The organism is Kitasatospora sp. NPDC059408 (assembly GCF_042751525.1).
Taxonomy (GTDB): domain Bacteria; phylum Actinomycetota; class Actinomycetes; order Streptomycetales; family Streptomycetaceae; genus Kitasatospora.
On sequence record NZ_JBHYWI010000121.1, the window covers coordinates 1 to 22,721 of the forward strand.

At 72.1% G+C, this 22,721-nt stretch carries 18 protein-coding genes; 13 read left to right on the top strand and 5 right to left on the bottom strand.

Annotation, left to right across the window (positions count from 1 at the left end; all coding sequences use genetic code 11):
• Window positions 1–68 precede the first annotated feature (68 nt).
• The gene (gene rlmN / locus ACFXDE_RS40885; RefSeq protein ID WP_380499315.1) at window positions 69–1,208 is read left to right on the top strand and encodes a 23S rRNA (adenine(2503)-C(2))-methyltransferase RlmN; all 1,140 of its coding nucleotides are present in this window, start codon (window positions 69–71) and stop codon (window positions 1,206–1,208) included.
• A gap of 19 nt (window positions 1,209–1,227) precedes the next feature.
• Here rlmN and ACFXDE_RS40890 read toward each other — a convergent pair whose 3' ends face one another.
• The 4 genes from ACFXDE_RS40890 to ACFXDE_RS40905 all read right to left on the bottom strand — a co-directional run bounded on the left by ACFXDE_RS40890 (window position 1,228) and on the right by ACFXDE_RS40905 (window position 5,255).
• Window positions 1,228–2,379 carry a hypothetical protein gene (locus tag ACFXDE_RS40890; protein ID WP_380443886.1) on the bottom strand — a complete coding sequence of 384 codons (1,152 nt, stop codon included), beginning with the start codon at window positions 2,377–2,379 and terminating at the stop codon, window positions 1,228–1,230.
• Window positions 2,380–2,403: 24 nt separating this feature from the next.
• Complete coding sequence (locus ACFXDE_RS40895) at window positions 2,404–3,159, bottom strand: ABC transporter ATP-binding protein (RefSeq protein ID WP_380443888.1); 756 nt, start codon at window positions 3,157–3,159, stop codon at window positions 2,404–2,406.
• Between the two features lie 231 nt (window positions 3,160–3,390).
• Complete coding sequence (locus ACFXDE_RS40900) at window positions 3,391–4,785, bottom strand: aspartate aminotransferase family protein (RefSeq protein WP_380443890.1); 1,395 nt, start codon at window positions 4,783–4,785, stop codon at window positions 3,391–3,393.
• Window positions 4,782–5,255, bottom strand: coding sequence for an Lrp/AsnC family transcriptional regulator (locus ACFXDE_RS40905; RefSeq protein ID WP_030306695.1), 474 nt, complete (start codon window positions 5,253–5,255; stop codon window positions 4,782–4,784). The genes ACFXDE_RS40900 and ACFXDE_RS40905 overlap by 4 nt, the downstream gene beginning before the upstream one ends.
• A gap of 299 nt (window positions 5,256–5,554) precedes the next feature.
• Between ACFXDE_RS40905 and ACFXDE_RS40910 the strand changes: the two genes are divergently transcribed.
• The 3 genes from ACFXDE_RS40910 to ACFXDE_RS40920 all read left to right on the top strand — a co-directional run bounded on the left by ACFXDE_RS40910 (window position 5,555) and on the right by ACFXDE_RS40920 (window position 9,846).
• Window positions 5,555–7,000, top strand: coding sequence for a gamma-aminobutyraldehyde dehydrogenase (locus tag ACFXDE_RS40910; protein WP_380443892.1), 1,446 nt, complete (start codon window positions 5,555–5,557; stop codon window positions 6,998–7,000).
• A 215-nt stretch (window positions 7,001–7,215) separates the two neighbouring features.
• Window positions 7,216–8,574: an aspartate aminotransferase family protein gene (locus ACFXDE_RS40915; RefSeq protein WP_380443894.1), complete on the top strand. Its 1,359-nt coding sequence runs from the start codon at window positions 7,216–7,218 to the stop codon at window positions 8,572–8,574.
• Between the two features lie 69 nt (window positions 8,575–8,643).
• On the top strand, window positions 8,644–9,846 hold the full coding sequence (locus ACFXDE_RS40920) for a spermidine/putrescine ABC transporter substrate-binding protein (RefSeq protein ID WP_380499316.1): 1,203 nt from the start codon (window positions 8,644–8,646) through the stop codon (window positions 9,844–9,846).
• A 3-nt stretch (window positions 9,847–9,849) separates the two neighbouring features.
• On the opposite strand, the gene ACFXDE_RS40925 is transcribed toward ACFXDE_RS40920, so the two are convergent.
• Window positions 9,850–11,502, bottom strand: coding sequence for a PucR family transcriptional regulator (locus ACFXDE_RS40925; protein WP_380499317.1), 1,653 nt, complete (start codon window positions 11,500–11,502; stop codon window positions 9,850–9,852).
• A gap of 281 nt (window positions 11,503–11,783) precedes the next feature.
• On the opposite strand from ACFXDE_RS40925, the gene ACFXDE_RS40930 reads away from it, so the two are divergent.
• From ACFXDE_RS40930 to ACFXDE_RS40970, 9 genes are all read left to right on the top strand, one after another.
• The gene (locus ACFXDE_RS40930; protein WP_380499318.1) at window positions 11,784–13,295 is read left to right on the top strand and encodes a gamma-aminobutyraldehyde dehydrogenase; all 1,512 of its coding nucleotides are present in this window, start codon (window positions 11,784–11,786) and stop codon (window positions 13,293–13,295) included.
• A gap of 55 nt (window positions 13,296–13,350) precedes the next feature.
• Window positions 13,351–14,601, top strand: coding sequence for a spermidine/putrescine ABC transporter substrate-binding protein (locus tag ACFXDE_RS40935; RefSeq protein WP_380499319.1), 1,251 nt, complete (start codon window positions 13,351–13,353; stop codon window positions 14,599–14,601).
• A gap of 43 nt (window positions 14,602–14,644) precedes the next feature.
• Window positions 14,645–15,784, top strand: coding sequence for an ABC transporter ATP-binding protein (locus ACFXDE_RS40940; protein ID WP_380499320.1), 1,140 nt, complete (start codon window positions 14,645–14,647; stop codon window positions 15,782–15,784).
• A 23-nt stretch (window positions 15,785–15,807) separates the two neighbouring features.
• Window positions 15,808–16,701 carry an ABC transporter permease gene (locus ACFXDE_RS40945; RefSeq protein ID WP_380443924.1) on the top strand — a complete coding sequence of 298 codons (894 nt, stop codon included), beginning with the start codon at window positions 15,808–15,810 and terminating at the stop codon, window positions 16,699–16,701.
• Window positions 16,701–17,504 (top strand): ABC transporter permease, encoded by an 804-nt coding sequence (locus tag ACFXDE_RS40950; protein ID WP_380443906.1) that lies wholly within the window; start codon window positions 16,701–16,703, stop codon window positions 17,502–17,504. The genes ACFXDE_RS40945 and ACFXDE_RS40950 overlap by 1 nt, the downstream gene beginning before the upstream one ends.
• Window positions 17,505–17,590: 86 nt before the next feature.
• Entirely contained in the window at window positions 17,591–18,985 is a 1,395-nt protein-coding gene (locus ACFXDE_RS40955; RefSeq protein WP_380499321.1) for an NAD(P)/FAD-dependent oxidoreductase, read from the top strand.
• A 131-nt stretch (window positions 18,986–19,116) separates the two neighbouring features.
• Window positions 19,117–19,548: a hypothetical protein gene (locus ACFXDE_RS40960; protein ID WP_380499322.1), complete on the top strand. Its 432-nt coding sequence runs from the start codon at window positions 19,117–19,119 to the stop codon at window positions 19,546–19,548.
• Between the two features lie 71 nt (window positions 19,549–19,619).
• Window positions 19,620–20,465 carry a hypothetical protein gene (locus ACFXDE_RS40965; protein WP_380499324.1) on the top strand — a complete coding sequence of 282 codons (846 nt, stop codon included), beginning with the start codon at window positions 19,620–19,622 and terminating at the stop codon, window positions 20,463–20,465.
• Window positions 20,466–20,725: 260 nt separating this feature from the next.
• On the top strand, window positions 20,726–22,249 hold the full coding sequence (locus tag ACFXDE_RS40970; RefSeq protein ID WP_380499325.1) for a CoA-acylating methylmalonate-semialdehyde dehydrogenase: 1,524 nt from the start codon (window positions 20,726–20,728) through the stop codon (window positions 22,247–22,249).
• Window positions 22,250–22,721: the final 472 nt, after the last annotated feature.

A 22,721-nucleotide genomic window follows, 5' to 3' on the forward strand; every position in this document is an offset into this window, starting at 1 on the left:
ACCGGGGGCGTGGCCCCGGCCGGCCCGGCGGTCGGGGGCCCCGCCGCGTCTGCGACACTGGAACAACCATGCCTAAGCCCGGAGAACTCACGTTTGTCGCGCCGCGCGGCGCCAAGCCCCCGCGACACCTCGCCGACCTCAGCCCCGCCGAGCGCAAGGAGGCCGTCGCCGAGCTGGGCGAGCAGCCGTTCCGCGCCAAGCAGCTCTCGAACCACTACTTCGGCCGGCTGTCGAACGACCCGGCGGGCTGGACGGACATCCCCGCCGCCAGCCGGGAGAAGCTGACCGGGAGCCTGCTGCCCGAGCTGATGTCGGTGGTCCGGCACGTCTCCTGCGACGACGACGCGACCCGCAAGACGCTGTGGAAGCTGTTCGACGGCACGCTCGTCGAGTCGGTGCTGATGCGCTACCCCGACCGGGTGACCATGTGCATCAGCTCGCAGGCCGGCTGCGGCATGAACTGCCCGTTCTGTGCGACCGGCCAGGCCGGTCTGACCCGCAACCTGTCCACCGCCGAGATCGTCGAGCAGATCGCCGCCGGGATGCGCGCGCTCAGGGTCGGCGAGTTCGGGGCGCGATCGGGCTCGTCCGCCGAGGACGGGAGCGGCCCCGGCAGCGAGGCGCGGCTGTCCAACGTCGTCTTCATGGGGATGGGCGAGCCGCTCGCCAACTACAACCGGGTGCTGGCCGCGATCCGCCGGCTGACCGACCCGGCGCCGGACGGCTTCGGCCTGTCCCAGCGCGGCATCACCGTCTCCACCGTCGGCCTCGTCCCGGCGATGAACCGCTTCGCCGACGAGGGCCTCAGCTGCCGCCTCGCGCTGTCGCTGCACGCCCCGGACGACGAGCTGCGCGACGAGCTGGTGCCGGTGAACACCCGGTGGAAGGTCGCCGAGGTGCTGGACGCGGCGTGGAACTACGCGGAGAAGTCCGGCCGCCGGGTCTCCATCGAGTACGCGCTGATCAAGGACATCAACGACCAGGCGTGGCGGGCGGACCTGCTCGGCCGGCTGATCAAGAACCACCGGGTGCACGTCAACCTGATCCCGCTGAACCCGACGCCGGGTTCGAAGTGGACCGCCTCCCGGCCCGAGGACGAGCGCGAGTTCGTCCGGCGGCTCCAGTCGCACGGCGTGCCGACGACCGTCCGCGACACCCGCGGCCAGGAGATCGACGGCGCCTGCGGCCAGCTCGCGGCCGCAGGCTGAGGACGCCCGGGACCGGGGACTAGCGGAGTCCGGCGGCGGCCAGTGCGGCCGTCGCCCCGCCGGTGACCAGCAGGGCCGTGCCGACGGCCAGCGTGCGCAGGGCGACCGCGCCGAACAGCAGCCTGGGCGAGGTGCCGAGGCGCAGCAGCGCGTCGGTGACGTCCCGGCGGTCGGTGCGGACCTCGGCGAGGCGGGCGGCGACGGCCGCGGCCGCGCAGCCGAGGACCAGGCAGGCCTCGACGGCGGGCAGGGCGTCGGCGCTGCCGGGGGTGCCGATCCAGTAGCGGATGGTGGTGAGCACCATCGCGACGACGAGGGTGAGCACGGCCAGCGGCGCGCCGAGGCGGCGGGCCTGTGCGGTGAGTCCGCGCCCGGCCAGCAGGCGCAGCGGGGTGGGCCGGCCGAGGGCGAGCAGGCGACCGGTCCAGCCGAGCAGCGGGCCGGTGATCAGGGCGAGGCCGAGGGCGCTCGCGGCCCAGCCGCCGAGCGCGGCGACGCTGGTGCTGCCGAGTCCGGCGGGCAGGTGGACCGGGCGGCCGTCGGCGGGGGCGCCGGGCCGCAGGGCGATCAGTTCGAGGGCGAGGCCGACCACGGCCAGGCCGATCGGCACGGCGACCCGCAGCGGCCCGAAGCCGGTGGGGGTGGTGCGGCGGCCGCCGGGCAGGGTCTCGGCGAAGGGCACCGCGCAGGCCGCGGCGATCCCGGCGGTGATCGGCACGAGCGCGAGCAGGGTGAGCGGGGCGGCGGCCGGCAGCGGCACGCCCATGCCGAGGTCGGGGGCGAGCGAGGGCCCGGCGATGTCGTTGCGCAGGACCAGGAAGACGAGCAGGGTGAGCACGCTGCCGAGGGTGCAGGCGAGGGCGACCTCGCCGGCGATCAGGCCGCGGATCCGGCCGGAGCCGGCTCCGGCGGCGGTGAGGCCGGTGATCCGTTCGGGCCGTTGGGCGGGGACCGCGCGGGCGGCGACGGCGGCGAACCAGGCCACGGCGGCCAGCGGGGGCAGGCACCACAGCAGCCGCACGAGCGCGTCGGCGTCGCCGGGCCGGTCGCTCATCGCCCGGCCGAGGGCGCGCAGCAGGAAGGCGGCGACCACCGCGGAGGCGAGGGCGGTGAGCAGCCAGCGGCCGAGGTCGGGCACCCGGTAGCCCCGGGCCAGGCGGAGATAGAACACGTCGACTCTTTCAGCGGCTCGTCGTCAGCGGCGGGTGGCCGAGACGGCCGAGGCGCCGGTGGTGCCCGGTGCGGCGGGGCCGCGCGGGACGGGGGCGGCGGGGGCGGTGAGCCGTCCGTCGACGAGGGCGACGGCGCGGTCCGCGAACCGGACGAGCTCCGGGTCGTGCGTGGCCAGGACGAGGGTGAGCTGGTGGGAGCGGGCCGCGCTGGTCAGTATCCGCAGGACCTGGTCGGCGGCCTCGCGGTGGAGCGGCGCGGTGGGGTCGTCGGCGAAGACGACGGGCGGCAGCGGGGCGAGCGCGCGGGCGACGGCGATCCGCTGGCGCTGGCTCTGCAGCAGCCGGTCGGGGCGGTGGCGGGCGATGTCGCCGACGTCGAGGCGCTCCAGCCACTCGGAGGCGGCGGTGTAGGCGGCCTTGTTGCCGGCGCCGGCGAGCAGGAGCGGCAGGGCGACGTTCTCCCGGGCGGTCAGTTCGGGCACCAGGTGGGGTTCGGAGCCGACGAAGCCGAAGCGGTCGCGGCGCAGCCGTTCGCGGCCGGCCCGGGTGAGGGTGTGCACGGGGGCGCTGTTGAACCAGACCTCGCCCTGGTCGACCGGGAGTTGGGCGGAGAGGCAGCCGAGCAGGGTGCTCTTGCCGGAGCCGCGGGGTCCGGTGACGGCGAGGACCTCGCCCTCGCGGACGCCGATCGAGATGCCGCGCAGGGCGGGGGTGCCGTGATGGGACTTGACGATCCCCCGGGCCCACAGCACGTCGTTGTCAGGCGGTGCCGCTGACATGAGGTTCCATCCTGGATGGCCGCAGGGATATGACAGTCGTCAGATTAGAACGACGGGGACCCCGCGCGGTTGCGGCGCACTGGGCCATCGCGGGCATATCACCCGCAATCAGGCATGTTTGGGTGCGAACGCCGACCGGAAACGACCGGATCGGCACCGGAACGCACCGAAGGGCGGCCCCGCGGGAGCGGGGCCGCCCTTCGGCGGAGGGTGGGAAAGAGGATCAGCCGATCAGAGCTTCGCCCACGCGTCGGTGAGGCTGGTCCGCAGGATCTGCTCGATCTCGTCGAAGGTCGACTGGTCGGAGATCAGCGGCGGGGCCAGCTGGACGACCGGGTCGCCGCGGTCGTCGGCGCGGCAGTACAGGCCGTTGTCGAAGAGCGCCTTCGACAGGAAGCCGTAGAGCACGCGCTCGGTCTCCTCGTCGTTGAAGGACTCCTTGGTGACCTTGTCCTTGACGAGCTCGATGCCGTAGAAGTACCCGTTGCCGCGGACGTCGCCGACGATCGGCAGGTCGCGCAGCTTGCTCAGGGTGCCCAGGAAGCGCGACTCGTTGTCCAGCACGTGCTGGTTCAGGCCCTCGCGCTCGAAGATGTCGAGGTTGGCCAGCGCCACGGCGGACGACACCGGGTGACCGGCGAAGGTGTAGCCGTGCAGGAAGGTGTTGTCGCCCTTGTAGAACGGCTCGGCGATGCGGTCGGAGATGATCGTCGCGCCGATCGGGGAGTAGCCCGAGGTCATGCCCTTGGCGCAGGTGATCATGTCCGGCACGTAGCCGAACTTGTCGGCGCCGAACATGGTGCCGAGGCGGCCGAAGGCGCAGATGACCTCGTCCGAGACCAGCAGCACGTCGTGGCGGTCGCAGATCTCGCGCAGGCGCTGGAAGTAGCCGGGCGGCGGCGGGAAGCAGCCGCCGGCGTTCTGCACCGGCTCGACGAACACGGCGGCGACGGTGTCGGCGCCCTCGAAGAGGATGGCCTCCTCGACCTGGTCGGCGCACCAGCGGCCGTACGCCTCGGGGTCGACGGTGCCGTCGGGGCCCTCCAGGTAGTGCGGGGCGCGGTAGATGTTGGTGTTCGGGGCCTTGTGGGTGCCCGGCACCAGCGGCTCGAACGGGGCCTTCAGGCCCGGCAGGCCGGTGATCGACAGGGCGCCCTGGGGGGTGCCGTGGTAGGCGATCGCGCGGGAGATGACCTTGTACTTGGTCGGCTTGCCGATCAGCTTGAAGTACTGCTTGGCGAGCTTCCAGGCGGTCTCGACGGCCTCGCCGCCGCCGGTGGAGAAGAAGACCTTGTTCAGGTCGCCCGGGGCGTAGTTGGCGAGGCGCTCGGCCAGTTCGACGGCCTTGGGGTGCGCGTAGCTCCAGATCGGGAAGAACGCGAGTTCCTTGGCCTGCTTGGCGGCCACCTCGGCGAGCTCGGTGCGGCCGTGACCGGCCTGCACGACGAACAGGCCGGCCAGGCCGTCGATGTACTTCCGGCCCTTGTCGTCCCAGATGTACGTGCCCTCGCCCTTGACGATGGTCGGTACGGGGGAGTTCTCGTACGACGACATGCGGGTGAAGTGCATCCACAGGTGGTCGTAGGCGGTCTTGGAAAGGTCCTTCTGGGCCGGGTCGGCTGTCATCGGGTGCCCCAGGTGTAGGTCTGTTTCCGGAGCTTCAGGTAAACGAAACTCTCGGTGCTCCGCACGCCGGGAAGCGCGCGGATGCGCTTGTTGATCATTTCGAGCAGGTGCTCGTCGTCCTCGCAGACCAGTTCGGCCAGGAGGTCGAACGAGCCGGCGGTGCAGACGACGTAGTCGACCTCGTCGAGGGCGGCCAGCGCGTCGGCGACGGGTTCGATGTCGCCCTCGACCCGGATCCCGACCATCGCCTGGCGGGTGAAGCCGACGGTGAGCGGGTCGGTGACGGCGACGATCTGCATCACGCCCTGGTCGAGCAGCTTCTGGACGCGCTGGCGCACGGCCGCCTCGGACAGGCCGACGGCCTTGCCGATGGCGGCGTACGGGCGGCGCCCGTCCTCCTGGAGCTGCTCGATGATCGCCTTGGAGGCGGCGTCGAGGGGAACGCTGGCGTTCCGGTCGCGGTTGGCCACGCCGCAACTGTGCCTGATCGTTCCCGTGTTCGCAACCGTGGAAACTGCTGATTTCGTCGCGATCTCAGAAATCGCGTACGGATTTCATCGTCCGAGTGCGTCGGGGCTGTCGATCCCATCCGTGTTCCGGCTACCCTGGCACGGTACGCGCGCGGCGACGCAGCGCAGCGCGCGTTCCCCCACCAGTGGACCGCGGCCGTCCGGGCCCGGCCACTCGGCACCCTTCGTACGCCGCGGCCGCGGACGTACCATGGCGCCGGACTCTGCAACGCCGCAGGACCAGACCGAGGAGAGACCCCGTGAGCGACCTTCGCACGCTGCGCAACTACATCAACGGTGAGTTCGTCGACGCGGCCGACGGCCGCACGCTCGACATCGTCGACCCGACGACCGGCGAGGTCTACGCGACGTCCCCGCTGTCCGGTGCAGCGGACGTCGACGCCGCGATGGCCTCGGCCGCCGCCGCCTTCCCGGTCTGGCGCGACGCCACCCCGAGCACCCGCCAGAAGCTGCTCCTGAAGATCGCCGACGCCGTCGAGGCGCGCGCCGACGAGATCGTCGACGCCGAGGTGCGCAACACCGGCAAGCCCCGCGCGCTGACCCTCTCCGAGGAGATCGGCCCGATGGTGGACCAGATCCGCTTCTTCGCCGGCGCCGCGCGTCTGCTGGAGGGCAAGGCCGCCGGTGAGTACATGGACGGGATGACCTCGATCATCCGCCGCGAGCCGGTCGGCGTCTGCGCCCAGGTCGCGCCGTGGAACTACCCGATGATGATGGCCGTCTGGAAGTTCGCCCCGGCGATCGCCGCGGGCAACGCCGTCGTGCTGAAGCCCTCGGACACCACCCCGGCCTCCACCGTGCTGCTGGCCGAGATCATCGGCGGCATCCTCAAGGACCTGGAGCTGCCGGCCGGCGTCTTCAACGTCATCTGCGGCGACCGCGAGACCGGCAAGCTGATGGTCGAGCACCGCACCCCGGCGATGGCCTCCATCACCGGTTCGGTCCGGGCCGGCATCCAGGTCGCCGAGTCGGCCTCCAAGGACGTCAAGCGCGTGCACCTGGAGCTGGGCGGCAAGGCCCCGGTCGTGGTGTTCGAGGACGCCGACATCGCCGAGGCCGTCGAGGGCATCTCGGTGGCGGGCTTCTTCAACGCCGGCCAGGACTGCACCGCGGCCACCCGCGTGCTGGTGCACGACTCGATCCACGACGCCTTCGTCGAGGCGCTGGCCAAGGCCGCGGCCGAGACCAAGACCGGCGGCGTGGACGACGAGGACGTGCTGTACGGCCCGCTGAACAACGCCAACCAGCTGAAGCAGGTGGCCGGCTTCATCGAGCGGCTGCCCGCCCACGCCAAGGTCGAGACCGGTGGCCACCGGGTCGGCGAGCAGGGCTACTTCTACGCCCCGACCGTCGTCTCCGGCCTCAAGCAGGACGACGAGATCATCCAGAACGAGGTCTTCGGCCCGGTCATCACCGTGCAGCGGTTCACCGACGAGGACCAGGCCGTCGAGTACGCCAACGGCGTCGAGTTCGCGCTGGCGTCCTCGGTGTGGACCAAGGACCACGCCCGCGCCATGCGGATGTCGCGCCGCCTGGACTTCGGCTGCGTGTGGATCAACACCCACATCCCGCTGGTCGCCGAGATGCCGCACGGCGGCTTCAAGAAGTCCGGCTACGGCAAGGACCTCTCGGCCTACGGCTTCGAGGACTACACCCGGGTGAAGCACGTCATGACCGCGATCTGAGCGGGTCATGACCGTCGGGTGCAGGATGACCGCGATCTGAGCGGGTCATGACCGTCGGGCGCAGGATGACCGCCATCTGATCGTTGGTATGAACTGACATGAGGCCCGGGTCGATTCGACCCGGGCCCTGTGTCTTTGCACCCTGTCGGCCGTTCGCGTGACCGACTGACAAGATGAAACTGCACTTCGGGCACCGGACTCCCTAGCCTTGCCGCATGAGCATCCCCACCGCTGACTCAGCCGCAGGCCAGGCCGTCAAGGCCGCCGACCGCGCGCACGTCTTCCACTCGTGGTCCGCCCAGGCGCTGATCGACCCCCTCGCGGTGGCCGGCGCCGAGGGCTCGTACTTCTGGGACTACGAGGGGAACCGCTACCTCGACTTCTCCTCGCAGCTGGTGAACACCAACATCGGGCACCAGCACCCGAAGGTGGTCGCCGCGATCCAGGAGCAGGCGGCGAAGCTCTGCACGCTCGCGCCCGGCTTCGCGGTCGAGCCGCGCAGCGAGGCCGCCCGGCTGATCGCCGAGCGCACCCCCGGCGACCTGGACAAGATCTTCTTCACCAACGGCGGCGCCGAGGCCAACGAGAACGCCATCCGGCTGGCCCGGCTGCACACCGGCCGGCAGAAGGTGCTCTCCACCTACCGCTCGTACCACGGCGCCACCGCCAACGCGATCGCCCTCACCGGCGACCCGCGCCGCTGGGCCAACGACACCGGCGTCTCCGGCGTGGTGCACTTCTGGGGCCCGTACGCCTACCGCTCCAACTTCCACGCCGAGAACGAGGCGCAGGAGTGCGAGCGCGCGCTGGAGCACCTGGAGCAGGTGATCGCGTTCGAGGGGCCGGGCACGGTCGCGGCCGTCATCCTGGAGACCGTGGTCGGCACCGCGGGCATCCTGATCCCGCCGCCGGGCTACCTCGCCGGGGTGCGGGAGATCTGCGACCGCTACGGGATCGTGTTCATCCTCGACGAGGTGATGGCGGGCTTCGGCCGCACCGGCGAGTGGTTCGCCGCCGACCACTGGGGCGTCACCCCGGACCTGCTGACCTTCGCCAAGGGCGTCAACTCCGGCTACGTGCCGCTCGGCGGCGTGGCGATCAGCGCCGCGATCGCCGCCGACTTCGACGAGCGGCCCTTCCCCGGCGGGCTCACCTACTCCGGCCACCCGCTGGCCTGCGCCTCCGCCGTCGCGACCATCAACGCGATGGCCGAGGAGCGCATCGTCGAGCACGCCAAGCACATCGGCGAGACCGTGCTCGGCCCCGGCCTGCGCGAGCTGGCCGATCGGCACCCCTCGATCGGCGAGGTGCGCGGCCTCGGCGTGTTCTGGGCGCTGGACCTGGTCAAGAACCGCGAGACCCGCGAGCCGCTGGTGCCCTACAACGCCGCCGGCGCCGCCAACGCGCCGATGGGCGAACTGGCCGCCGCCTGCAAGCAGCGCGGGCTCTGGCCGTTCGTCAACATGAACCGCTTCCACGTCGTCCCGCCGTGCACCGTCACGGAGGAGGAGGCCAAGACCGGCCTCGCGGTGCTCGACGAGGTGCTGTCGCTCGCCGACGCGCACACTGTCTGACGTAACGAATCGGACGGCCCCGGGTGCCTCGGTGCGCCCGGGGCCGTCCCACGCTCCGGAGGCCCCACCATGCCCAGCACCACCACGTCCCGACGTCCGTTGAACCCCCGTGCGCTGCGCCGACGTTCGGTGCTCGGCGGCGGGGCCGCGCTGCTCGGTGCCGGCGCGCTGAGCGGCTGCGGGATCCCGTCCGCGTACGTGGCCGAGGACCGCCGCTCGGCGCCGGACCGCTCGGAGACCGACCGGCGGATGGCGTTCTCCAACTGGACGCAGTACATCGACGTCGACGACCGGGGCCGGCGGCCGACGCTCGACGCCTTCACCGAGAAGACCGGGATCGCGGTCACCTACACCGAGGACATCAACGACAACGACGAGTTCTTCGGCAAGATCAGCCCGGTGCTCACCGAGGGCGCCGACCCCGGCCGGGACCTCATGGTGATCAGCGACTGGATGGCCGGGCGGTACGTCTCGCTCGGCTGGGTGCAGGCCATGGACCAGGCCAACCTGCCCAACGTCACGGCCAACCTGGACCCGCAGCTCGCCCGGCCGGCCTTCGACCCCGGGCGCCGGCGCAGCGTGCCCTGGCAGTCCGGGATCACCGGCATCGCGTACAACCGCAAGGCGATCGGCCGCGAGCTCGGGTCGACGGCGGACCTGTGGGCGCCCGACCTCAAGGGCCGGGTGACGCTGTTCGCCGGGCTGGACGAGGCGCTCGGGCTGCTCATGCTCTCCCAGGGCGCCGACGTCTCCCGGTTCACCGACGACGACGCGCACCGCGCGATGGACCTCGTGCAGAAGATGGTCGACAACGGCCACGTCCGCCGCTTCACCGGCAACGACTACACCGGCGACCTCGCCTCCGGCGCCGCGCTCGCCTGCCAGGCGTACTCCGGCGACGCCGTCCAGCTCACCGCCGAGAACCCGGACATCGCGTTCCTCGTGCCGGAGGAGGGCGCCGAGCTGTGGGCGGAGAGCCTGATGATCCCCAACCGGGCGGAGCACAAGCGCAACGCCGAGCTGCTGATCGACTACTACTACCAGCCCGAGGTCGCCGCGCAGCTCGCCGCCGCCGTCCAGTACATCTGCCCGGTGCCGGCCGCGCGCGAGGTCCTCGCGGCGAGCGGTGACAAGGACAAGGCCGAGCTGGCGGAGAACCCGCTGGTCTTCCCCACCGACGAGATGCGCGCCCGGCTGCGCACCATGCGCGACGTGACCTCGGCCGAGCGGCCCGCGCTGCACAAGGTCTGGGGGCGCATCACCGGGGTCTGAGGTTCACCGGCGGACGGCGTCGAGGGCGAGCAGCGCCACGTGCAGGGAGAGGCAGGACTCCACCTGGTCGAGGTCGACGCCGAGGATCCGCTCGACCTTGTGCAGCCGGTCGTAGAAGGACGGCCGGGACAGGTGCGCGGCGTCGGCCGCGGCGGACTTGTTCCGGCCCTGCTCCAGGTAGATCCGCAGCATCCGCACCAACTGGCCGTTGTGCTCGGCGTCGTGGGCGAGCAGCGGGCCCAGCTCCCGCTCGACGTAGGTCTGCAGGCGGGCGTCGTCGCGCAGGAGGTGCAGGAGGCCGCGCAGGCGCACGTCGGGCAGCCGGTAGTAGGACGACGTCCGGGCGCCGGGCGCGTCGTGCAGGGCCGCGTCGGCGACCTGGGTGGCCTCCAGGAGGGTGCGCCGGGCGTCGCGGACCGAGCCGACCGAGGAGCCGACCGCGACCACCGGTTCCGGCCCGGGGCCGGCGTCGCGCGCGGCCTCCGCCGCCATCCGGCGCAGCGCGGCCGAGAAGGCGTCCAGCGCGGCGTGCTCGTCCTGCTGCGTGCCGAGGGCGATCAGGACGCCGACGCCCTCGTCGTCCAGCGCGCCGACCAGGGCCGACAGCCGGCAGGCCCGGACGGCGCCGGCGGCCAGCTCGGTGAAGTCGCGCAGCCGGGCCTGCGCCTCCAGGGCGGCCGGGATCGGCCCGCGCCGCTGCCGCAGCACGACGCCGACCAGCCGGCGGCCCTCCAGCGGGACGCCGAGCGCCTGGGCGCGCAGGGCGGCCTCGGAGACGGTCAGCGCGTGGGTGAGGATGCCGGACAGCAGGGTGCGGTGGGTCTGCCGCTCCAGGCTCTCCCGGTCGCGCACCACGAGCCGGTTGAGCGCGAGGGCGGAGGCGCCGCGCTCCAGCAGCATGGCGTGCGGGTGCGCCTCGCCGGAGGGCAGTGCGCCGGGCTCCTGGACGAGCACGAGCCGGCCCCAGTCCTGGCCGCGCGCGCCGACCGTGGTCACCAGCCAGCCGCTGCGCGGGTCGTGGCCGGTGCGGCCGGGCGGGCGCACCCCGCGCGAGCGGCGCTCCCAGTCCTCCAGCAGTTCGGCCTCGGGGCGGCCGGCGGCGTCGTGCGCGAGCACCTGGTGGGCGAGGTTCTCCAGGACGACGGGTGCACCGGCGATCCGGGCCACCTGGCGGATCACCTCGGGCGGTTCGGCGCCCTCGACGACCAGCTCGTTGAACACCTGGTGGACGGCCTCGGAGGCGCGCAGCTGGTCGAGCTGGGCGTTGACGACCAGGGCGTGGACGGCCTCGGTGACGGCGACGAAGCGCAGTTCGCGGCGCAGCGCGATCAGCGGCAGGCCGCGCTGTTCGGCGGCGTGCACCAGGGCGCGGGGGAGCGTGTCGAAGTAGCGCCGGCCGAACTCGATGACCAGCCCGGCGACGCCGACGTCGGCCAGCTCGCGGACGTAGCGGGCGAGTCCGTCGCGGTCCTCGGGCAGCGCGATGCCGGTGGTGAGGACCAGCTCGCCGCCGCGCAGCATCCCGGCGACGTCGGGCAGCTCGCTGACGTGGACCCAGCGGACCGGCCGCTCCAGGTGGTCGGCGCCGGCGACGACCTGGGGCAGGCCGCGCCGCATCACCTCCAGGTCGAGCACGCGGGCGACGGTGGGGAGCATCGCGAGGGCCTCCAGAGCTCCTAGGGGATCCACAGTGTCAGGTAAATCATCCTGCTCACGACGAACTGTTGGGCTGTTCGGCACCTTGCAGGTTGTAAGGCCCTTCGTGTCGAGACTGTCGGAGTGACCCTTGTCACGCCGTCGCGGCAGCGGGCATGGTCAGCGGGTCGGCTGTGGCGAAGATCCGGACACCGGAATCCGTCGCGTCAGCAGGAAAGAGGCAGTGGAATCCCCTGCCCGGGGAACGTCGCACTGCCGGAACCGGCACTTGGAGGAACCAGATGGACCTGACCGACTTCGGCGCCGGCGCGCAGTACATCGCCGGCCGGCAGAGCCGGGGGAGCGGCGGGCCTTTCCAGGTCGTCAACCCCGCGGACGGCAGCGTGGTCGAACAGGTCGCCCTGGCCACCACCGCGGAGGTCGACGCGGCCGTGGCCGCCGCCCGGGCCGCGCTGCCCGGCTGGGCCGCCGCGACCCCCGGCGCCCGCGCCGAGGCGCTGAACCGGCTGGCCGCCGTCCTCACCCGGGCCGGCGACGACCTCGCCCGGGTGGAGACCGCGCAGACCGGCAAGCCCGTCCGGCTGGCCACCGAGTTCGACGTGCCCGGCACCATCGACAACGCCGCCTTCTTCGCCGGGGCCGCCCGCAACCTGGAGGGCAAGGCGGCCGGCGAGTACTCCGGCGACCACACCTCCTACGTGCGGCGCGAGCCGGTCGGCGTCGTCGGCTCGATCTCGCCGTGGAACTACCCGCTGCAGATGGCCGCCTGGAAGGTCCTCCCGGCGATCGCGGCCGGCAACACGATCGTGCTCAAGCCGGCCGAGCTGACGCCGCTGACCTCGCTGATGTTCGCGAAGGCGTGCACCGAGGCCGGCATTCCCGACGGCGTCGTCAACGTCGTCACCGGTGCCGGGCGCACGGCCGGCGAGCACCTCGTCTCCCACCCGGACGTCGCGATGGTGTCCTTCACCGGCTCCACCGCGGTCGGGCGCAGGGTCGCCGAACTCGCCGTCGCGGGCGTCAAGCGCACCCACCTCGAACTCGGCGGCAAGGCCCCGTTCGTGGTCTTCGACGACGCCGACCTCGACGCCGTCGTGCACGGCGCGGTCGCCGCGTCGCTGATCAACGGCGGCCAGGACTGCACCGCCGCCACCCGCGCGTACGTCCAGCGCCCCCTGTACGACGCGTTCGTGGCCGGCGTGGCCGAGCTGTACGCCGCCGTGCGCGTCGGCAACCCGCTGGACCCCCGCACGGACCTCGGCCCGCTGGTCTCCTACACCCACCGGGACCGCGTGGCCGGCTTCGTCGAGCGCGCCCGCGCGTACGCCACCGTCGTCACCGGCGGCCGGCTCCCCGTGAAGGGCCACGACGGCACCGACCTCGCCCGCGGCGCCTACTACCCGCCCACCCTCGTCACGGACGCCGCCCAGGACAGCGAGATCGTGCAGGGCGAGGTCTTCGGCCCGGTGCTCGTCGTGCTGCCCTTCGACACCGACGACGAGGGCCTTCGGCTGGCCAACGACACCCCCTACGGCCTGGCCGCCTCCGCCTGGACCACCAACGTCCACCGCTCGCTGCGCGCCACCCGGGAGATCGCCGCCGGGTGCGTGTGGGTCAACGACCACATCCCGATCATCAGCGAGATGCCGCACGGCGGCTACAAGGCCTCCGGCTACGGCAAGGACATGTCCCAGTACTCGCTGGACGAGTACACGCAGGTCAAGCACGTCATGTTCGACACCACCGCGGTGGCCCGCAAGGACTGGCACCGCACCGTCTTCGGCGACAGATGACCCCCGGCCGGCGGGTGCCCCCCACACCCCCGACTTCCCCCAGGAGGCCCGTTCCATGGCGTTCAACGAGCTCACCGACGGTCTGCCCGAACCGGTCCGAAGGGCCTGGGAACGCAGCCTGACCAGCGGCAGGGCCGCGATCGGCCGCCGCACCCTGCTGCGCGCCGCCGCGCTGACCGCCGGGGCCGGCACCCTGGCCGCCTGCGGCATCCCGGCCGCTCCCCGGGTGAGCGGCGATTCGAGCGCCAACGCGGCCGAGGACCACTCGGCCGGCGAGAAGGAGGTCGCGTTCTCCAACTGGCCGCTCTACGTGGACACCGACGAGAAGGACAAGCAGAAGCACGGCACCCTGGACGCCTTCACCGCGGCCACCGGGATCACGGTCAAGTACACCGAGGACGTCAACGACAACGTCGAGTTCTTCGGCAAGATCAAGCCGCAGCTGGCGTCCGGCCAGGACACCGGCCGCGACCTGGTGGTGCTCACCGACTGGATGTGCGGCCGGCTGATCCGGCTCGGCTGGGCGCAGAAGCTGGACCCGGCCAACGTCACCACCGCCATCACCAACGTCGAGGCGCGCTTCCGCGCCCCCGACTGGGACCCGGGGCGGCTCTACACCTACCCGTGGGCCGGCATCCAGGTCGTCGTCGCCTACAACAAGAAGGCCACCAAGGGGAAGGAGGTCACGAGCGTCTCCCAGCTGCTCGACGACCCCGAGCTCAAGGGCCGGGTGACCTTCCTGTCCGAGATGCGCGACACGATCGGGATGGTCCTGCTCGACATGGGCAAGGACCCGGCGAAGTTCACCGCCGACGACTACGGCGCCGCGATCGCCCGGCTGCAGAAGGGCGTCGACGACAAGCAGATCCGCCGCTTCACCGGCAACGACTACGGCCAGGAGCTCTCCTCCGGCGACATCGCCGCGTGCGTCGCGTGGGGCGGCGACCTGATCCAACTGCGCGCCGACAACCCGGACATCGAGTTCGTCATCCCCGAGAAGGGCTACGTCGCCTCGACCGACAACCTGCTGGTGCCGGCCAGGGCGCGGCACAAGGCGAACGCGGAGAAGCTGATCGACTTCTACTATCAGCCCAAGATCGCGGCGCAGCTGGTCGCGGGCATCGGCTACGTCTCGGCCGTCACCGGGATGAAGGACGAGCTCGCCACGCTCGCCCCGGACACCGCGGCCAACCCGCTGGTCGTCCCCACCCCCGAGATGGCGACGAAGGCGCACGTGTTCCGCACCCTCACCGAGGGCGAGGAGAGCGACTTCGAGGAGAAGTTCTCCAAGCTCATCGGTGCCTGACCAGCCCCCGGCCGAGACCGCAGAAACCAGGAAGACACCCCAGATGACAGACCAGCAGCGCGACGCGGCCGGCGGCGACGTCCGCCTCACCGGCATCGGCAAGACCTACGGCTCCTTCACCGCCGTCCACCCGCTCGACCTGACCGTGCCCCAGGGCTCCTTCTTCGCCCTGCTCGGTGCCTCCGGCTGCGGCAAGACCACCACCCTGCGCATGATCGCCGGGCTGGAGGAGCCCACCGGCGGCACCGTCCTGATCGGCGGCCAGGACGTCACCGCCCTGCCCCCGTACAAGCGGCCGGTCAACACGGTCTTCCAGAGCTACGCGCTCTTCCCGCACCTCGACATCTTCGAGAACGTCGCCTTCGGCCTGCGGCGGCGCGGGAAGAAGGACGTGAAGAAGCAGGTCGAGGAGATGCTCGAACTCGTCGAACTCGGCCCGTACGCGCGGCGCAAGCCGCACCAGCTCTCCGGCGGGCAGCAGCAGCGCGTCGCCGTCGCCCGCGCCCTGATCAACCACCCGCAGGTGCTGCTCCTCGACGAGCCGCTCGGCGCCCTCGACCTCAAGCTCCGCCGCCAGATGCAGCTGGAGCTCAAGCGGATCCAGACCGAGGTCGGCATCACCTTCGTCCACGTCACCCACGACCAGGAGGAGGCCATGACGATGGCCGACACCATCGCGGTGATGAACGGCGGCCGGGTCGAACAACTCGGCGCCCCCGCCGACCTGTACGAGAACCCCGCCACCACCTTCGTGGCCAACTTCCTCGGGCAGTCCAACCTGCTGCCCGCCGAGGTGACCGGCGGCGAGGGCGGCGACCTGCTGCTCACCGTGGCCGGCGCCCGGCTCGCCGTGCCGAAGGCGCGCTGCTCCACCGGCTCCCGGCAGGTCCACCTCGGCGTCCGGCCCGAGAAGATCACCATCGAGCACGGCTCGGCCGAGGTCGCCGACGGCCGCAACCGGCTGGCCGGCACCGTCCTCGACTCCAGCTTCATCGGCGTCTCCACCCAGTACGTCGTGCGCACCGACGGCGGCCAGGAGGTGACGGTCTTCGAGCAGAACATGGAGCGCGACGCCCGGATCGTCCCCGGCGCCCCCGTCGTCCTGCACTGGAACCCGGCCCACTCCTTCGCCCTGGACGCCGCGCAGGCGATCGACGCGGGCACCGCGGAGGAGGCCGCGTGACCGCCACCACCCCGGCCGCCGCGATCCCGCTGAAGGAACCCGGACCGAAGCCGAAGCGCAAGCTCACCCCGTACTGGCTGCTGCTGCCCGGCATCGCCTGGCTGGTCGTCTTCTTCGCCGTGCCGATGCTGTACCAGGCGTCCACCTCGCTGCAGACCGGTTCGCTCGAAGCGGGCTTCAAGGTCACCTGGCACGTCTCGACGTACTGGGACGCCCTGGTCGAGTACAAGTGGCACTTCGTCCGCTCGTTCTCCTACGCCGCCGTCGCCACCGTGCTCTGCCTGGCCATCGGCTACCCGCTCGCCTACACGATCGCGTTCAAGGCGAGCCGGCGGTGGCGCAACGTCATCCTGATCCTGGTGATCGCGCCGTTCTTCACCAGCTTCCTGATCCGCACGCTCGCCTGGAAGACGATCCTGTCCGACGGCGGCCCGGTCGTCGGCGCGCTGAACACGCTGCACGTCCTGGACGTCACCAACGCGCTCGGGCTCACCTCCGGCGACCGGGTGCTGGCCACGCCGCTCGCCGTGGTCTGCGGCCTGACCTACAACTTCCTGCCGTTCATGATCCTCCCGCTGTACACCTCGCTGGAGCGGATCGACCCGCGCCTGCACGAGGCCGCCGGCGACCTGTACGCCCGGCCGTTCACCACCTTCCGCAAGGTGACCTTCCCGATCTCGCTGCCGGGCGTCGTCGCGGGCACGCTGCTCACCTTCATCCCGGCGTCCGGCGACTACATCAACGCGCAGCTGCTGGGCTCGCCGAGCGAGCAGATGGTCGGCAACGGCATCCAGAAGCAGTTCCTGAACGTGCTCGACTACCCGACGGCCGCCGCACTGAGCTTCATCCTGATGGCGCTGATCCTGGTCATGGTGACGGTCTACATGCGCAAGGCCGGGACGGAGGAGCTGGTCTGATGTCCCGCATCTTCAAGTGGATCCGCGCCCACCTGGTCGTGCTGGCCGGGCTGGCGGCGCTCGCCTACCTGGTGCTGCCGAACCTCGTGGTGCTCGCGTTCTCGTTCAACAAGCCGGTGGGCAAGTTCAACTACGAGTGGAACGAGTTCTCCACCGACGCCTGGACCAACCCCTGCGGCGTGGCCGACATGTGCCAGTCGCTCTCGCTGAGCCTGCGGATCGCGGTGCTCGCCACCATCGGCGCGACCGTCCTCGGCACCATGGTCGCCTTCGCCCTGGCCCGCCACCGCTTCCGCGGCCGCGCCGCCACCACGGCGATGATCTTCCTGCCGATGGCCATGCCCGAGGTCGTCATGGCCGCCTCGCTCGGCACGCTCTTCCTCAACATGCGCATCCCGTTCGGCTTCACCACGATCCTCATCGCGCACATCATGTTCTGCCTCAGCTTCGTGGTGACGGCGGTCAAGGCGCGCGTGATGAGCATGGACCCGCGGCTCGAACAGGCCGCCCAGGACCTCTACGCGACCCCCGTCCAGACCTTCCTCCGGGTCACGCTGCCGCTGGCCGCCCCCGGCATCGCGGCGGGCGCGCTGCTCAGCTTCGCGCTCTCCTTCGACGACTTCATCATCACCCAGTTCAACTCGGGCCCGACCACCGTCACCTTCCCGATGTTCGTCTGGGGCGCCTCGCAGCGCGGCATCCCGGTGCAGGTGAACGTCATCGGCACCGCGATGTTCATCGCCGCCGTCGCGCTGACCGTCGGCGGGCAGTGGCTCGGCAACCGCCGCAAGGCCGCCGCCTGACGCGGCAAGGGCCACCGCCTGACGTAGATTCGGACCGCGGTGGCCCGTCAAACCATCACCTATCCGTGGAAAGTGGCTGATAATGCATGGACTCCGCCCGCGCACTCAGTGACGCCAGGCCCACCCCCTTCTGGCTGGAGGACCCGGGCCGGCCCGCGGCGCAGCCCGCCCTGGTCGGCGACACCGTCTGCGACCTCCTGGTCGTCGGCGGCGGCTACTCCGGCCTGTGGACCGCGCTCATCGCCAAGGAGCGCGACCCCTCGCTGGACGTCGTCCTGGTCGAGGGGCAGGAGGTCGGGTGGGCCGCGTCCGGGCGCAACGGCGGGTTCTGCGCGGCCAGCCTCACCCACGGCTTCGGCAACGGCCTGCAGCGCTGGCCCGCCGAGCTCGCGCAGCTGGAACGCCTCGGCGCCGCCAACCTCGACGGCATCGAGGACACCCTCAAGCGCTACGGCATCGACGCCGAGTGGGAGCGCACCGGCGAGATCGACATCGCCACCCAGCCCCACCAGGTCGAGGAACTGCACGAGATCGCCGAGGCCGTGCGCGCGTACGGCCTCGACCTCACCGTCCTCGACGCCGACGCGCTGCGCGCCGAGGTGGACTCGCCGACCTTCCTCGGCGGGCTCTGGGACCGCGAGGGCGTGGCCATGGTCCACCCCGCCAAGCTCGCGTGGGGCCTCAAGGAGGCCTGCCTCGGCCAGGGCGTGCGGATCTTCGAGCACACCCGGGCCACCGACCTGCGCGAGTACGGCAGCGGCACGGCCGTCCGCACCCCGTACGGCCGGGTGTTCGCGCGCCGGGTCGCCCTCGGCACCAACGCGTTCCCGTCGCTGGTCAAGCGCGTGCGTCCGTACGTCGTCCCGGTGTACGACTACGCGCTCATGACCGAGCCGCTCAGCGCGGAGCAACTCGCCGCGATCGGCTGGAGCGGGCGGCAGGGGCTCAGCGACAGCGCCAACAAGTTCCACTACTTCCGGCTCACCGCCGACAACCGCATCCTGTGGGGCGGCTACGACGCGGTCTACCACTACGGCGGACACGTCCGGCACGAGTACGACCAGCGGCCGGAGACCTTCCGGACCCTGGCGCACAACTTCTTCCGCTGCTTCCCGCAGCTGGAGGGCCTGCGCTTCACGAACGCGTGGGGCGGCGCCATCGACACCTGCAGCCGGTTCTCGGCGTTCTTCGACACCGCGTACGGCGGTCGGGTCGCCTACGCGGCCGGCTACACCGGGCTCGGCGTCGGGGCCACCCGCTTCGGCGCCGAGGTGATGCTCGACCTGCTCGCGGGCGAGCGCACCGAGCGCACCTCGCTGGAGATGGTGCGCCGCAAGCCGCTGCCGTTCCCGCCCGAGCCGGTCCGCTGGGCCGGCATCGAGATCACCACCCGCTCGCTGCAGCGCGCCGACCGCAACGGCGGACACCGCAACCTGTGGCTGCGCACGTTGGACCGATTGGGGCTCGGTTTCGACAGCTGACCCCGGCATCCACGGTTTTCCGCCCGAGTCGGTGTAAGAGAGACCCGCCGTCCACCTCTCCTTGGTGGCGGCGGGTCTCGGCATCCCCGCCGCGCCCTGAACGGTACGAGCGGCACGAAGCGGGGACAGACATGGAGAGCACCGGACTGCACTGGCTCGCCCAGGCGGCACCCGACCCGGAGGGCTTCCGGGCGCAGTGGGAACGCACCGGGCTGGGCCTGATGCTGCTGCCCGCCGGCCGCCGCTGGGACGTCCTGTCCGTCCCGGCCAGGCTCGGGCGCCCGGCCCTGGACATCCTCGACGGCGGCTTCTGCGGGCCGGCCCTCGCCGACTTCGGGGACGAGCACGTCAGCTTCCTCGTCCCCGTCGGCACCGCCGCCCGCTGGGTCGGCACCGGCGTGCGGTGCGCGGGGGAGGGCACCTGGATCGTCGTCCCGCACCCCGAGCGCAGCAGCCGGGGGGTGCGCTGGCTGGTCCCGCCCGACGGGTCCGGACGGCTCAACGACCCGGTGCTGCTGGAGCTGGCCCTCCACGAGGCCGCCGCGGACCTCAGCGACTGGTGACGGGCGCCGCCCGGCCGCCCCGCGCCCCGGCAGGTGGCGCGGGGGAGGGGTCGTCGCGGCAGACTGGAGGCGTGACCACCGCCCCGGACGCGCTCGACCCCGTCCTCCGACCGGGCCCGGCCCAGCTGCGGCTCGCCGAACTGGCCGCGCCCCTGTGCGACCGGTACGGGCTCGCGCTGGCCGGCGGCCACGCGCTGCGCGCCCACGGCGTGGCGGCCTGCGACCAGGACGGGCTCACCCTGGTGGCCGGCGGCGCGGAGCGGGGCGACGCCGGGCTGCCGGAGGTGGCCGCCGTGCTCGCCGTCGCCTACCGCGCGGCGGGCGGCGAGGCCACCGAGCGGCCCGGCACGCCGCGGCTCGAACAGCTCGCCGTCCGGCTCGGGCTCGGCGGGCGGACCCACTCGGTCGAGCTGCGCAAGGAACCGCTCGCGCACCGGGCGGTGCGGCTCGTGCTCGGGCCCGGCGCGGCGGGGGAGTCCGGCGCGTCCGCGGCGCCGCCGGTGCCGGTGGTCCTGCCGGTCGTGGCCCTGGAGGACGCGGCGGCGCTGACCACCGCGCTGCTCGTCGACCGGGGCATGCCGCGCGACCTGATCGACGTCCACGCGCTCACCGCCAACTACCGGACCGGTGAACTCGTGGCGCTGGCAAGCGCGTTGGACAACGACTTCCAGCCGACGGCGCTCGCCGAGCGGCTGGAGACGCTGGCCGAGGCGGCGGACGGCCGGTTCCGCGCCCGGGGCGTCGCCGCGGACGCGGTGGCCGGGCTGAAGCGGTGGGCGCTGGAGTGGGCGCAGGACCTGCGGCTGGACCTGCTGGAGACGCAGGAGGCGGCGGACGGGCTGCACGACCCGTACCTGGAGGACCCGGAGCTGGTCGACACGGCGGATCTGGACGACCTGCCCGACGACGAGGGCTGAGCGGCCCGGCACGCCGGCCGGGGGTTCCCCCGTCCGGTGCGCCGGGCCGGGTTCCCCCGTCCGGCCGAGCGACCGGACGACCTGTAAGGCTGAATCCCGGATCCCCGTCAGCCTGTTCGTTGAGGCCGGGCCCGGCGGCGACCAGACTGGGTGACGAGCGCGGTAGCCCCGTGATTCCCGTCGCCCGGCCCACTCGCGGGCGGCGCCAGACAAGGGACCGGCGGCAGGACGCCGCCCGGGACTTCGGAGGCAGACGGACCTTGAGCAAGCACATCACCCACTGGATCGGCGGCGAGCCCGTCGCCACCGCCGGCGCGGCCCCCCGCCGCGGCGACCTCTTCGACCCGGCCACCGGCCAGGTCACCGGCCAGGTCGACTTCGCCGGGATCGCCGAGGTCGACCAGGCCGTGGCCGCCGCGGCCTCGGCCTTCGCCGACTGGCGCACCGCCTCGATCGCCAAGCGCACCACGGTGCTCTTCGCCTTCCGCGAGCTGCTCAACGCCCGCCGCGACGAGCTGGCCCGGATCATCGTGTCCGAGCACGGCAAGGTCCACTCCGACGCGCTCGGCGAGATCGCCCGCGGCCTGGAGGTCGTCGAGTACGCGTGCGGCATCCCGCAGCTGCTCAAGGGCGGCTTCACGGAGCAGGCGTCCACCGGCATCGACGTCTACTCGATCCGCCAGCCGCTCGGCCCGGTCGCGATCATCTCGCCGTTCAACTTCCCGGCCATGGTGCCGATGTGGTTCTTCCCGCTCGCCATCGCGGCCGGCAACACCGTGGTGGTGAAGCCCTCCGAGAAGGACCCGTCCGCCGCGAACTTCCTCGCCGGGCTGTGGAAGGAGGCCGGGCTGCCGGACGGCGTCTTCAACGTCGTGCACGGCGACAAGGTGGCCGTCGACCGCCTGCTGGAGCACCCGGACGTCAAGTCCGTCAGCTTCGTCGGCTCCACCCCCATCGCCCGCTACGTCTACGAGACCGGCACCCGCTACGGCAAGCGCGTGCAGGCCCTCGGCGGCGCCAAGAACCACATGCTGGTGCTGCCGGACGCCGACCTCGACCTCGCCGCCGACGCGGCCGTCAACGCGGGCTTCGGCGCGGCCGGCGAGCGCTGCATGGCCGTGTCCGTGCTGGTCGCGGTCGACCCGGTCGGCGACGAGCTGGTCGACAAGATCAAGCAGCGGATGGCCGGGCTGAAGGTCGGCCCCGGCTGCAACGGCGACTCCGAGATGGGCCCGCTGGTCACCGGCGTCCACCGGGACAAGGTCACCTCCTACGTCGAGTCCGGCCTCGCCGACGGCGCCGAGCTCACCGTGGACGGCCGGAAGCACCCGATCACCGCCGAGGACGAGAACGGCGCCCCGACGGCGGACGGCTTCTGGCTCGGCCCCACGCTGTTCGACCGCGTGCAGCCCGGCATGTCCGTCTACAACGACGAGATCTTCGGCCCGATCCTCTCCGTCGTCCGCGTCTCCTCCTACGAGGAGGGCGTCGCCCTGATCAACGCCAACCCGTACGGCAACGGCACCGCCATCTTCACCAACGACGGCGGCGCGGCCCGGCGCTTCCAGTACGAGGTCGAGGTCGGCATGGTCGGGATCAACGTGCCGATCCCGGTCCCGGTCGCCTACTACTCCTTCGGCGGCTGGAAGGCCTCCCTGTTCGGCGACACCCACGCGTACGGCGCGGACGGCGTCCAGTTCTTCACCCGGGGCAAGGCCGTCACCCAGCGCTGGCTCGACCCGTCGCACGGCGGCATCAACCTCGGCTTCCCCACCAACAGCTGAGCCTCCGCTCCACAGGACAGCCGGCCGGACCCTTCCCCCCAGGGCCCGGCCGGCTCTTGTTCGGCCTGCGGTCGCACCCCGTCCCACCTCTCCTTGCACGCCGTTTGCATCGGGGGCCCGGAACGCGTAGTGTTCTCCGAGTTGCCTGACAGGGAGCACCGGACACGCATCGGCGCGGACGGTCCCGGGGCGGCCAATCCTCTGAAACACCACTTCCCGGTCCGGGCTGGGTCGCGTCTTGTCGCGGCTCGGTGCGTATTCGGCGTGCGCGTTTAATTGGGTTGCGGTCGGACTTCGGCTGGATTCGCTTTTCGGAGCGGGGATCGGCTAGAGTTTGAAACGTCGGACGGGGCGTCAAGTCACGGAAGACACCGGCGAGTTGGATGACGAAGCCCCGGAAAACGGAGCGGAAAACATCTGATAAGCTGGAAACACGAAAGAACGAAGCGCCCGGAGGGCCCGCTGGAAGGCG

What these genes read in the sequence shown, in the direction of transcription:
- ACFXDE_RS40915 (WP_380443894.1), top strand. Translation starts at nt 7,216, where the DNA reads ATGAGCATCCCCACCGCTGACTCAGCCGCAGGCCAGGCCGTCAAGGCC.
- ACFXDE_RS40930 (WP_380499318.1), top strand. Translation starts at nt 11,784, where the DNA reads ATGGACCTGACCGACTTCGGCGCCGGCGCGCAGTACATCGCCGGCCGG.
- ACFXDE_RS40950 (WP_380443906.1), top strand. Translation starts at nt 16,701, where the DNA reads ATGTCCCGCATCTTCAAGTGGATCCGCGCCCACCTGGTCGTGCTGGCC.
- ACFXDE_RS40920 (WP_380499316.1), top strand. Translation starts at nt 8,644, where the DNA reads ATGCCCAGCACCACCACGTCCCGACGTCCGTTGAACCCCCGTGCGCTG.
- rlmN (WP_380499315.1), top strand. Translation starts at nt 69, where the DNA reads ATGCCTAAGCCCGGAGAACTCACGTTTGTCGCGCCGCGCGGCGCCAAG.
- ACFXDE_RS40960 (WP_380499322.1), top strand. Translation starts at nt 19,117, where the DNA reads ATGGAGAGCACCGGACTGCACTGGCTCGCCCAGGCGGCACCCGACCCG.
- ACFXDE_RS40935 (WP_380499319.1), top strand. Translation starts at nt 13,351, where the DNA reads ATGGCGTTCAACGAGCTCACCGACGGTCTGCCCGAACCGGTCCGAAGG.
- ACFXDE_RS40895 (WP_380443888.1), bottom strand. Translation starts at nt 3,159, where the DNA reads ATGTCAGCGGCACCGCCTGACAACGACGTGCTGTGGGCCCGGGGGATC.
- ACFXDE_RS40940 (WP_380499320.1), top strand. Translation starts at nt 14,645, where the DNA reads ATGACAGACCAGCAGCGCGACGCGGCCGGCGGCGACGTCCGCCTCACC.
- ACFXDE_RS40925 (WP_380499317.1), bottom strand. Translation starts at nt 11,502, where the DNA reads ATGCTCCCCACCGTCGCCCGCGTGCTCGACCTGGAGGTGATGCGGCGC.
- ACFXDE_RS40900 (WP_380443890.1), bottom strand. Translation starts at nt 4,785, where the DNA reads ATGACAGCCGACCCGGCCCAGAAGGACCTTTCCAAGACCGCCTACGAC.
- ACFXDE_RS40955 (WP_380499321.1), top strand. Translation starts at nt 17,591, where the DNA reads ATGGACTCCGCCCGCGCACTCAGTGACGCCAGGCCCACCCCCTTCTGG.